A 10,771-nucleotide genomic window follows, 5' to 3' on the forward strand; every position below is an offset into this window, starting at 1 on the left:
CTACGCGCTGCGCACTCCTGTCCCGTCTCCGTTTCTCCCTTTTTTTCTATCGCCCTCAAGGGCAGGTATGGAACCTGCCCCTACGGTGACCGCGAACATTTATCGAATTCCAAATTTATCCTATATCCTACATCCTATATCTACATCCTAAAACAAAGGACCCACCATGTCGCACAATCCAACCGAACTCATCTTCTTCTCCCCCACCAAGACAACGCTTGCCACCGTTGAGGCCATTGCCGCAGGTATCCACAACGCCGAAACCATCAAGACGGATCTGACCTTTCCCGTGGAAACATCCGGTCGTACAAATCCTTCAGAAGGCGTGGCCATTCTGGGCGTTCCGGTGTACGGGGGACGTGTCCCGGATCTGGCGGCCAAACGGCTGCGTGCCCATGTTCAGGGGAACGGCAGACCGGCCGTGGTGGTCGCTGTCTACGGCAATCGGCATTATGACGATGCCCTGCTCGAGCTGAACGACATCGCCAAGGAATTGGGCTTCGCGCCCGTTGCCGGGGGCACCTTTATTGGCGAACATTCCTTTTCATCCCGAGATCTTCCGGTTGCCACGGGTCGTCCTGATGACAACGACCTGCAAATGGCCCGAGATTTCGGGCGCAAGATTGCCGAGAAACTGGCCACGCTGACCAACCTCGATGGCATCGAGCCTCTCAATCTCCCCGGCAACCGTCCCTACAAGGACGGCGTCCAGCCCGCGCCCATCGCGCCGGAGACCGATCCGGACCTGTGTACGCTATGCGGCGAGTGCGCCCGTGTCTGCCCCTCCCAGGTCATCGAGGTCGCTGACGGGGTCATCACCGACGTCTCCGGGTGCATCCGGTGCAGCGCGTGCATCCGGGCCTGTCCCACAGGGGCCAGGGCATGGAATGTGGCCAAGATCCACGAGATCAACGTATTCCTGCACACCAAACACGCCGAACCCAAACAGCCGGAGATGTTCCTCTGATCCCTTCTCCCACCACACCCCCGAACGCCATGGAAAACACCGCCCACGACAACCTGACCCGATGCCGCGAAATCCTGAACACCACCTTTGGATTCCGCACCTTCCGCAATCTCCAGGAAGCAATCATCGACCATGTCGTCGCGGGCAACGATGGTCTGGTCCTCATGCCCACGGGTGGTGGAAAATCCCTGTGTTACCAGATTCCCTCCATGGTCAGGCCGGGGACCGGGATCGTCATCTCCCCGCTCATCGCCCTCATGCAGGACCAGGTGACCGGACTGTTGCAGATGGGAATCAAGGCGGCCTGCCTCAATTCCAGCCTCATCCCCCAGGAAGCCGCCGGGGTTGAGAATCAGCTCGTTTCGGGCCATCTGGACCTGTTATACGTGGCCCCGGAACGGCTCATGACCGACCGGTTCCTTTCCCTGCTCGAACAAAGCGAAATCGCCCTGTTCGCCATTGACGAGGCCCATTGCGTGTCCCAATGGGGCCACGATTTCCGGCCCGAATACACCCGGCTGGACATTCTGGCAGAACGGTTCCCCCATGTCCCCAGACTGGCCATGACCGCCACGGCGGACAAACCGACCCAGAAGGATATTCGCGAAAACCTCCGTCTCGCCCAGGCACGCGTCTTTACCACCGGGTTCGACCGGCCGAACATCAGATACACGGTCATCCCCAAGAACAATCCCCACCAGCAGTTGTTTAAATTCCTAAGAGATGAACATCCGGGCGAATCAGGCATCGTCTACCGATTCAGCCGAAAAAAGGTGGACCAGACCGCTGCCTGGCTCGCCAACAAGGGGCTCACCGCCCTGCCCTACCATGCGGGCATGGACGCCGGGGCCCGGCACAGGAATCAGGACCGGTTCATGCGCGAGGAAGGGATCATCATGGTCGCGACCATCGCCTTTGGGATGGGGGTGGACAAGGCGGACATCAGGTTCGTGGTTCATCTCGAGCCGCCCAAGAGCATGGAGGGGTATTACCAGGAGACAGGACGCGCCGGGCGCGACGGGCTGCCGGCCGATGCCTGGATGACTTATGGATTCGGGGATATCGTGGCCATGCGCAACCTGGTCCTGGCCAACACCACCACCGAGGACCGGCGACGCATAGAATGGCAAAAACTCGAGGCCCTGATCGGGTTTCTGGAAACTGCCGCGTGCAGGCGGCAGGCATTGCTCAACTATTTCGGGGACACCTATCCTGAAACATGCAACAATTGCGACAACTGCCTCCACCCCGTGGCAACCTGGGACGGGACCATTGCCGCCCAAAAGGCCCTGTCCAATATTTTCAGAACCGGTCAGCGATTCGGGGTGGCCCATCTCACCGAGGTTTTGCTGGGCAACGCCACCAAGCCTATCCTCAAATTCGGCCACGACAAGGTCTCCACCTTTGGCATCGGCACGGATCTGGACAAACGCGGCTGGGCCTCGGTCTACCGCCAGCTGGCATCGGCCGGGGCGTTGTACGTGGACGTGGAAAACTACGGATCACTCAAACTAAACGACAAGAGCTGGGCCATTATGCGTGGCCAGGAAACAGTCAAATTCAGAACCGATCCCACGCCCACGCCCAAAAAAAACCGGAGCAGACCGTCTGGGTCACGCGCCGCCATCGAGTTGACCACCGAGGAATCCAAAACACTTTGGGAATCCCTGCGCACCCTGCGTCGGGAGATTGCCGAAAAACAGAACGTCCCACCCTACACGGTCTTTGCGGACAAGACCCTGCTTGAAATGGTCACCTTTCGCCCGACCACAATGGAGGGCATGTCCGCCCTCTACGGCATCGGCCAATCCAAACTGGCCCATTACGGACAGACATTTCTGGACGGCCTGAAAGCGCACGGAGCCAAACACGGCCGCCCCACAGATCTCCCCGATCTCCCGGAACCGGCACCGACACGGCCCCCCAGGAATGAACGCCAGGAGCTGAGCGATACGGAAAACCTGTCCCTGGACCTGTTCAGAAAACTCGGATCGATCAGTGCAGTAGCCAAAGAACGGGGCCTCAAAACGTCAACCATTACCGGCCACATGGCCCAGGCGGTTCGACTCGGCGAGGTCACCGCACAAGAGGTTACCGGATTGAACGATGAGGAACTGGCCGCTATCAGGACCACCTTCGAGAAACTGAGGAACGATGGAGTGGTCGCCCTCAAGCCAGTGTCCGAGGCCCTGGGCGGGAAGTATGATTACGGGGTGCTGAAGTGTGTGCGGATGGGGATGGGGGGATGACGTCAAACAAGAAAATGTTATAACCATTTGAACTTAAAACTGCGGCTTGGCAAAGCCTGGGGGCGCCGACGTCCCCGTCGGCTCTTACGTTATACATGCCGACGAGGACGTCGGCGTTCCCAGGAAAAGACACTGCCTTATCCCCAGTTGTCGTGCTGAATAGTTACCCCCGTCAAAATGGCGCGTTTTCTCCTTCCGGTACAATAATCAACGACGGCTTCTTATTTTTTGCATTATTTGCAATATCCTTCGCTCCCATCTCTTCACTCTTCTCCATCTGCTCCATCTCTTCCCATGTCACTCCATAGGATGCGCCCCCAAGAGTATACCCTGCTATGAAACCGAAATACTCGTCCTGATCAAGGCCGAGTATCTGCTTCTCCTCTTCTTCCCTGCGAGCACGTTTCCGGCGCTTCGCTTCGATCCGGTTCTTCACCGTCGTCTCGAGCCGCTCCTCGTATTCCTTGGAAACCGTCATCCCAAGCATCTTCAATTCCGCGACCGCGCACAGGATATCCACGCCAAAGGCCTTGCGGTAGCCCTTGACCGGATTTTTGCCTCCGTACTTCTCCAGCCACCGGGTCGACCGGGCTGATTCGAGCCGTTGCTGCCGATCCATCTTGCATCTGCGCGGTGTGGATACGTTTTTCTTTTTTTTTCTACGTGACGACATAGGGAGGCCTCCTTTTCGCACCGTCGCAAAACCGAACCTTTGGACAAAACAGGCTGGATATCACGAACAAATTCATGTAGCCACAGGTATCATTACAAATTTCTCAAACATGGATGGGGAAGATTTTGTCGATGCCCCCGGGCATTGTGCATACAACAAGGAGGGCTGAATGAAACTTGGCCGCAGACGTTTTTTCCAACTCGCCCTGGCTGCAGGGGGCACGGTCGCTGCCCAGGCCGTGCAACCGCCCGGGGCACAGGCATGGGTATCCAAGGCGCCGGACGATCCCCTCGGCTGCCTCGTGGACATCACCCGGTGCGTGGGATGCCGCAAATGCGAAGAGGCCTGTAACGCCTACAACAAACTCCCCGAACCCGATACATCATTTAAAGACAATACGGTCTTCAATACCACGCGCCGGATGGATGCCGACGCCTTCACCGTGGTCAACCGCTATTTCACCGGCGAAGTGGACGAACAGGAACGTCAGGTTCCCACCTTTGTCAAGATCCAGTGCATGCATTGTCAGGACCCGGCCTGCGTGTCCGCATGTATCACAGGGGCGTTGTCCAAAAAGGAAAACGGTACGGTGCATTACGATGTCTCCAAGTGCATCGGGTGCCGGTACTGCATGGTCGCCTGCCCCTTTGAGGTCCCGGCCTACGAGTATGACGAGCCCCTGACGCCGAGGGTTCGCAAATGCACCTTCTGCTTCGAGCGCATCGAAAAAAAAGGAGGGAAACCGGCCTGCGCCGCTGCCTGTCCCGTAGAGGCCATCACCTTTGGCAAGCGCAACACGTTGCTTGACCTTGCCCATGCCCGCATCGACAACGATCCCAGCCGGTATGTGGACCATGTCTTCGGCGAAACCGAGGTCGGGGGAACGAGCTGGCTGTATGTTTCCGGCGAACCCTTTGACCAGCTCGGATTTCCAATCATGCCGACCAAACCCATGCCCAAACTGGCCGAAACCATCCAGCATTCCGTGTACGCCTATATGTGGGCCCCGGTAACCCTATTCGTTGGGCTCGGCTGTCTCATGAAACGGCAGAACAAAAACCATGACCGGGAGGAGGAATCATGAGCCATACTCCCAGACCGTTACGTACGCCCTTCTGGACCCCCGGTGTCATTGTCCTTGCAGTCCTCATGGTCATCGGTTTCGTGTGTATCGCGGCCCGCTACATCGGTGGACTCGGCTATGCCACCAACCTTGACAACGGCCATCCCTGGGGACTCTGGATCGGTGTGGACGTGGCCTCGGGCGTGGCCCTGGCTGCCGGCGGCTTCACGACATCATTCCTGGCCCACATTCTTGGACGCCACAAATACGAAGCCGTCCTGCGCCCGGCCATCCTGACAGCGGCCCTGGGCTACACCTTCGTGGCCCTCGGTGTCTGCCTGGACATCGGCCGGTCCTGGGCCATCTGGAAACCCATGTTCAACTGGAATTTCAATTCAGCCCTGTTCGAGGTGGCCATGTGCGTCATGGCCTATCTCACGGTATTGTACATTGAATTCTTTCCCGTGGTGGCCGAACAGTTCGGCAAAAAATTCAAACTGCTGGCCACACTAGATGGGATGCTCAAGCCCCTCATGTGGGTGTTCATCATTCTTGGGGTGGTGCTCTCCTGCATGCACCAGTCGAGCCTTGGCACCCTCATGCTCATCGCGCCCACCAAGATGCACCCCCTCTGGTACACTCCCCTGCTCCCCCTGCTCTTTCTGCTCTCGGCCTTTTCCGTGGGCTATCCCATGGTCATCTTTGAGACGGGTCTGTCCACGAGCTCCCTGAAACTCGACGGTGAAATGGACGTGCTCGGGCCATTGTCACGCTGGACCATCTTCATTCTCGGAACATACATGGCCGTGAAGCTCGGGGACATGATCGTGCGGGGCACCTATGTCTATCTCCTCGACGGCACCGCCCAGTCCAACGCCTTCATCATCGAGGTGCTCTTCGGGGTCGTGATACCCTGGCTCATGCTCCTGTCCCCACGGATCCGCCGCTCCAGAGGACTGCTGTTCACGGCTGCGACCATGATCGTCCTGGGCGTGCTCATCAACCGGATCAATGTCTTCACCGTGGCCTACAAGGCACCGGTGACCCAGACCACCTATTTCCCCTCGGTCCCGGAAATAGCCATAACCGTCGGCCTCATCGCCACGCTCATGTTTCTATACAGGATCGTGGTCACCTGGCTCCCGGTGATAGGCGCGCAAAAAAGGGAGGTGGAATCATGAAACGATGCGCACTGACCATTACCGTCCTTGTCCTGTTCCTGGGCATGGGACTGACAGCATACACCCAGAACCAGCCATCGGGCCCGTCGCTGCACGCGGGATCGGGTGTCACCAAGGGATGGAAGGCACCCGACCAGGCTGAGGCCATCGCCCGTTCGAAAAAAGTCATCCCCCTGGTCAAGGAGGTGCTTGTGGAACCGCCGGGCGTGCGCAGTCAGCGGTTCATCGAGGAAGGATACGATATCGCCGACATCAAGCACAGCTATTTCCTGCTGGACAGTCCGATCATCAAGAAGAACGAGGACAAGTATCATCCCGTGCGCTTCATGCACACCAAGCACGCCGCCTCGGTCAAGGACTGCACCCTGTGTCACCATGCCCGGCCGAAAAAAAACGTGGTCAAGGATGCCAGAGCCAACGACACCCTGCGATGCTCGGCCTGCCATCAAAAGTCCTTTGATCCCCAGATGCCGGACCGGATCGGGCTCAAGGCCGCCTATCATCTCAATTGCATGGGCTGCCACAAAGAGGAAGGCAAGGGACCCGTGGGCTGCCAGGGCTGCCATCTGCGGAACGAAACCGACCATAAGGACAAGATCAACCTGGCGGCCAACCCTACCCCCATGCAGGTGACAGAAGAATGTCTGCGGTGCCATGAGAAGGCGGGCAACGACATGCTCAAATCGGCCCATTGGCTGTGGAAAGGCCCATCCCCCTACACCCTCAAACATGCCAAGAGCATACAGATCGGAAAATCCGAGAAAACGCTCAACAATTTCTGAATAAACATCCAGAGCAACGAGTCTCGTTGCACATCATGTCATGTCGGCTACGGATGGAAGGACAAGAGTTTCGATTTCACGGACAAAACCAGGATCGACTGCCTCGTGTGTCACGACACAACGGGCACGTACAAGAAGACACCTGCAGGAGCGGGCATGCCTGCCAAGGATGTGGATCTGGTCATGGTGGCCAAGAATGTGGGCTATACCAGCCGCCAGACCTGCGGCGACTGCCATTTCAGCGGCGGGGGCGGCGATGCGGTCAAGCACGCCGACATGTCGGAAAATCTGAACTGGCCGAACCGTAACTGTGATATCCATATGGGCGGGTACGATTTTACCTGCACCGAATGCCACAAAACCATCAACCACAAAATCCCCGGACGCAGCTCCTCGGTTGCCGTGGCCGAGGGAAGCAAGACCTGCGAAACCTGCCACACGGACAATCCCCACTACGGGGACGACCTTCTGGATGCCCATTTGAACCGGCATTGCCAGAGCGTGTCCTGTAACACCTGCCATACTCCGGTGTACTCCAAGTGCACCCCCACCAAGACCTTCTGGGACTGGTCCAAGGCCGGTGACAAGAACCGGGTTCCAAAAAAGGACAAGTACGGCAAGACCGATTACCACTGGAAAAAGGGCGAGTTTGCGTGGAAGGAGAGTGCCAAACCCGAATACGCATGGTATAATGGATATATGGAAAGGATACTGGTGGGCGACAAGGTGGATTTTGACGGGGTCAACCATATCACCTACCCGGTGGGTTCCATCAAGGACCCGCGTTCCAAGATCTACCCGTTCAAGATCATGCGCGGATTCCAGGCCGCCGATGCCGAAAACGGCTATTTCCTGCTGCCCCACCTCTTCGGCAAGCAGGGATTCTGGTCCACAGGTAACTGGCAAAAATCCTTTGCTCTGGGAATGAAAGCGGCCAACCTGGATTACAGCGGCAAATACGACTGGGTGGAAACGGATATGTATTGGGGCATCCATCATGAAGTCAGCCCCAAAGAATTCGCCCTGTCCTGTGCCCAATGCCACAAGAGCCTGAGCGGCGAGCTGACCTGCGGCCGATGCCACCAGGACAGCCGGGAGGTGGACTACAAAAAACTCGCAACCCAGGGAACCAACTTCAAATTCATGTACTCCCAGGGACGGGATGTGAAGGACCTGATCGGGGTGACCGATTATCTCGATTTCAAGGCCCTCGGGTACAAGGGTGATCCCATCATCTGCGGAGGAAGGTTCAAGAAACTGCCGTTGGGATACCGGAAGTCAGAAAAGACATGTGAATAATACCGCAGTACATTCATCAGACACAAGTACCCCGGGACCGTTCCAACATGGTCCCGGGGTACAAGAGGGAGACAAGAAGCATGTCCGAAATCAGAATGACGACAGAAGCCCGTACAGATTATGACTGCGAAGCCACCGGCCTGCCCGCGGAACGCTGGGGCGAGGCCGTTTTTACGGTGGGAGACCAGGAACTGGTCTTCGAGGTCAGCGTGGAAAAGGATATCATCGTGGCCATAATGCTCGACGAGCAGACGACCTGGAAAGGAACCCTGACGGGCCTCAGGGAACTCATCACCTCGACAATGAACAAATAATCCTCGCGTAGGGGCGGCCCTGTGTACTCTACAGAGCAGAACCGGCCGCCCTTTGTGGGTATCATACCGCGAGATGTTCAGTGATCTTCTCGGCCAGCGGAAGAATGGCGATCCCATCCTGCAAACCGTCCACGAATCGCTTGGGAATGTTGGAGAATCCCACAAGAGCCCCGGACAGGGCACCGGTCAGGGCCGCCCGGGCCATGTTGTTCCCGCCGCCGTTGATGGCCGAAAGCACGGGCATCTCGAATTCCTCGGGAAACCGGGCGGACAGATAATAGGCGGCCGGGGCCAGAAAACCCAGCTGACAGGGAAGGCCGAACAACTGGCACACATGCAGGGGCGGGTCGATGTGGAGGTTTGGATTATTCGCCGCCCTGGCGATGAGATCGGGATGGATGAAGGCATCATGAAAAAAACGGGTCAACCCTGTGGAGTCCGCCCATCCCGGCACGACCATACGGGTCTTGCCCAGGGGGATGTCGCGGATCAGGGCGCAGACGGTCAGACTAAATGCCAGTGACTGGGCTGTGATGAAGGGCTCGTTGTGGGTCAGCCGGATATTCTCCACAGCTGCGTCGGCCAGTCGTTCCGGCACATGGGCATAGGCTGCGGCCAGAATTGTGCTCCTGATAGCCGCCTCGGCCGTGTCGGCATGTGATCCTGCGCGTTTCCATGACCGTTCTGCTTGCCAGACCTTCCATAATTCCCGCATGGCAATGTCCGTCATGCGCCCACCATGGATGGACCCGTCCAGAGTGCCCAGAAGATCGTCCATCCGGGTGGTAAAATCGTCCTGATCATAGGTCCCGGTACAGGCCAGGGATTCCAGAAGCATCAGAGTCACCTGACCGGTCTGGGAATTGTCCCCGGGCTTCAACCCCTCGTGCCAGCGCCCCTTTTTGGGTGCGGTGTACTCGCTGATCCACTGCCCGTAATCCTGACGCATCTTCCCAAGGTTGTAGTACCAATGCGGCCCCACTCCCAGGGCGTCACCGATAAAACACCCCACAACCGCGCCCATGGCACGGTCCCGCGCAGAAATCCCCTGCATGATCATCCCCCCTGGTTCGCGTTGTACATGGTGCATGACAAGCCTGATTCTTCCTTGCCATGAACATAGATGGCCTTCGGTATTTTTTCCAAGGTCAAATGTCCAAAAAACAAAGCGTATGCAAAATCACCTTTTTCAAAGAGATGAACGGCAACCCTCCAATCGTTTTCCGCCGGAACGCGCTAATACGATATTTTTTCGCGTATATTCATGATCAAGCTATAGAGAGTTAGCCATTCAATGTAAACGGATCGATTTATTTGCCCCCTACACAAACATGACCCACGCCCCGCCGAGCATGACCAATACCGCAAGCCACCGCCTGCTCACGTCTTCCCTGAGCAACCAGTGGGACAAAAACAGGGTGACGATCATCCCCAGCATGGACACGGGTTCGGCCACGCTGACATCGATTTCGGTGATGGCCATGAGGAGGAAGAGGTAGGAATAGGCGTTGATGGCCCCGCTGGCCATGGCGGTCCAGGGTTGTTCCTTCATGATTCTGACAATGCCGGACGTCCGCCCTTTGATGAGGACATAGATAAACACGTAGCCGGCAATGATGAGATAGAGAAAGAAACAGTATACGAGGGGGGATGTCGCCTGGATATTGCTCTTGTCGATGACCCGGCCCACGGCGATGAGCAGGGATGCAACCATCATGAACCGACAGCCGGCATTATGGATCAGGCCGCGCATGGATTGGACAAACGAAGTTTTTGCGCGTCCGTCGCGGTTGAGGTGAGAGGCCCCGTACAGGAGGAGCGCAAGCCCGATTCCCTTATGCACGGTCAATGGTTCGCCCAGAAAAATGGAGGCAATGACCGCCAGAAAGACGATGTTGAAATTGTACAGCGGACTGACGAGAGAGGCCTCTTCCAGAGACAGGGAGCGGACATAACAGACAAAGGCCACGGAATAGAAAAATCCGCTCATAAAGGCCTTGGGGAGGAAATGCCATGACCCTACCCGCTCAAAGATGACAAACGGGATCAGGAACAGGGCACCGAGAAAGAAAAACAGAAAGGTGGAGCAGAAGGAATCGGCGCGTGAGCCCATCTTTTTGACAACGATCCGTTCCACCCCAAGGGTGAGGACCCGCCCGGCCAGGGCGAGCATGGGAAGAGACATGGGTAGGCTCCAAAGGAGAGGGAGACGGGAGGGGGAAAAAGGAGACGGGAGACGGGAG

10 protein-coding genes are annotated in these 10,771 nt (G+C 57.3%); 7 read left to right on the forward strand and 3 right to left on the reverse strand.

All coding sequences use genetic code 11. The annotated features are described in order from the left end of the window. Window positions 1-166: 166 nt before the first annotated feature. On the forward strand, window positions 167-967 hold the full coding sequence (locus ACY692_RS12835) for a 4Fe-4S binding protein (RefSeq protein WP_462325772.1): 801 nt from the start codon (window positions 167-169) through the stop codon (window positions 965-967). 29 nt (window positions 968-996) lie between these two features. Then, window positions 997-3,216, forward strand: a complete 2,220-nt coding sequence (recQ, locus tag ACY692_RS12840; RefSeq protein ID WP_462325773.1) for a DNA helicase RecQ — start codon at window positions 997-999, stop codon at window positions 3,214-3,216. 172 nt (window positions 3,217-3,388) lie between these two features. Here recQ and ACY692_RS12845 read toward each other — a convergent pair whose 3' ends face one another. Beyond that, window positions 3,389-3,889: a hypothetical protein gene (locus tag ACY692_RS12845; protein ID WP_462325774.1), complete on the reverse strand. Its 501-nt coding sequence runs from the start codon at window positions 3,887-3,889 to the stop codon at window positions 3,389-3,391. 169 nt (window positions 3,890-4,058) lie between these two features. On the opposite strand from ACY692_RS12845, the gene hybA reads away from it, so the two are divergent. From hybA to ACY692_RS12870, 5 genes are all read left to right on the forward strand, one after another. Further along, on the forward strand, window positions 4,059-4,973 hold the full coding sequence (gene hybA, locus ACY692_RS12850) for a hydrogenase 2 operon protein HybA (protein ID WP_462325775.1): 915 nt from the start codon (window positions 4,059-4,061) through the stop codon (window positions 4,971-4,973). Then, window positions 4,970-6,133 (forward strand): NrfD/PsrC family molybdoenzyme membrane anchor subunit, encoded by a 1,164-nt coding sequence (gene nrfD, locus ACY692_RS12855; RefSeq protein ID WP_462325776.1) that lies wholly within the window; start codon window positions 4,970-4,972, stop codon window positions 6,131-6,133. The genes hybA and nrfD overlap by 4 nt, the downstream gene beginning before the upstream one ends. Continuing rightward, window positions 6,130-6,915, forward strand: a complete 786-nt coding sequence (locus ACY692_RS12860) for a cytochrome c3 family protein (RefSeq protein WP_462325777.1) — start codon at window positions 6,130-6,132, stop codon at window positions 6,913-6,915. Before nrfD ends, ACY692_RS12860 begins: the two co-directional genes overlap by 4 nt. 6 nt (window positions 6,916-6,921) lie before the next feature. Next, window positions 6,922-8,214: a tetrathionate reductase family octaheme c-type cytochrome gene (locus ACY692_RS12865; protein ID WP_462325781.1), complete on the forward strand. Its 1,293-nt coding sequence runs from the start codon at window positions 6,922-6,924 to the stop codon at window positions 8,212-8,214. Window positions 8,215-8,294: 80 nt separating this feature from the next. Continuing rightward, window positions 8,295-8,528, forward strand: coding sequence for a hypothetical protein (locus ACY692_RS12870; protein ID WP_462325778.1), 234 nt, complete (start codon window positions 8,295-8,297; stop codon window positions 8,526-8,528). 61 nt (window positions 8,529-8,589) lie between these two features. Here ACY692_RS12870 and ACY692_RS12875 read toward each other — a convergent pair whose 3' ends face one another. Continuing rightward, on the reverse strand, window positions 8,590-9,618 hold the full coding sequence (locus tag ACY692_RS12875; protein WP_462325779.1) for an ADP-ribosylglycohydrolase family protein: 1,029 nt from the start codon (window positions 9,616-9,618) through the stop codon (window positions 8,590-8,592). 231 nt (window positions 9,619-9,849) lie between these two features. Beyond that, window positions 9,850-10,713 (reverse strand): EamA family transporter, encoded by an 864-nt coding sequence (locus ACY692_RS12880; protein WP_462325780.1) that lies wholly within the window; start codon window positions 10,711-10,713, stop codon window positions 9,850-9,852. Window positions 10,714-10,771: the final 58 nt, after the last annotated feature.

This window comes from Desulfoplanes sp. (genome assembly GCF_054921335.1).

Bases quoted from the DNA above. Each gene is read 5' to 3' on its own strand.
- recQ (WP_462325773.1), top strand. From the start codon at position 997: ATGGAAAACACCGCCCACGACAACCTGACCCGATGCCGCGAAATCCTG.
- nrfD (WP_462325776.1), top strand. From the start codon at position 4,970: ATGAGCCATACTCCCAGACCGTTACGTACGCCCTTCTGGACCCCCGGT.
- ACY692_RS12860 (WP_462325777.1), top strand. From the start codon at position 6,130: ATGAAACGATGCGCACTGACCATTACCGTCCTTGTCCTGTTCCTGGGC.
- ACY692_RS12870 (WP_462325778.1), top strand. From the start codon at position 8,295: ATGTCCGAAATCAGAATGACGACAGAAGCCCGTACAGATTATGACTGC.
- ACY692_RS12875 (WP_462325779.1), bottom strand. From the start codon at position 9,618: ATGCACCATGTACAACGCGAACCAGGGGGGATGATCATGCAGGGGATT.
- hybA (WP_462325775.1), top strand. From the start codon at position 4,059: ATGAAACTTGGCCGCAGACGTTTTTTCCAACTCGCCCTGGCTGCAGGG.
- ACY692_RS12880 (WP_462325780.1), bottom strand. From the start codon at position 10,713: ATGTCTCTTCCCATGCTCGCCCTGGCCGGGCGGGTCCTCACCCTTGGG.
- ACY692_RS12835 (WP_462325772.1), top strand. From the start codon at position 167: ATGTCGCACAATCCAACCGAACTCATCTTCTTCTCCCCCACCAAGACA.
- ACY692_RS12845 (WP_462325774.1), bottom strand. From the start codon at position 3,889: ATGTCGTCACGTAGAAAAAAAAAGAAAAACGTATCCACACCGCGCAGA.